Below are 326 nucleotides of genomic sequence, written 5' to 3' on the forward strand. Positions count from 1 at the left end.
GGATCACCTCCTTTCTAGAGCTATCTCGCAAAGTTGAGCGCTCACGCTTATCGGCTGTAAATTAAAGACAGACTCAGGGGTCTGTAGCTCAGTCGGTTAGAGCACCGTCTTGATAAGGCGGGGGTCGTTGGTTCGAATCCAACCAGACCCACCATTGTCTGGCGGTAGTACCCTGAGGATCTCTGTATATGGGGGCATAGCTCAGCTGGGAGAGCACCTGCTTTGCAAGCAGGGGGTCGTCGGTTCGATCCCGTCTGCCTCCACCAATCTTCAATGACAAGCGTTCGACGTAGTCGAATTTTTGTCATTGGCGATTGAGCCAGTCA

General features: G+C 52.8%; 2 tRNA genes. Both read left to right on the forward strand.

Features of this window, described 5'->3' with window-relative positions:
* The first annotated feature begins 77 nt into the window (after positions 1-77).
* A tRNA-Ile gene (locus tag VL15_RS38895) sits at positions 78-154 on the forward strand.
* A gap of 36 nt (positions 155-190) precedes the next feature.
* Positions 191-266, forward strand: a tRNA-Ala gene (locus tag VL15_RS38900).
* Positions 267-326 lie beyond the last annotated feature (60 nt).

The sequence above is a fragment of the Burkholderia cepacia genome, from assembly GCF_001039005.1.
In the GTDB taxonomy this organism is placed as follows: Bacteria; Pseudomonadota; Gammaproteobacteria; order Burkholderiales; family Burkholderiaceae; genus Burkholderia; species Burkholderia theae.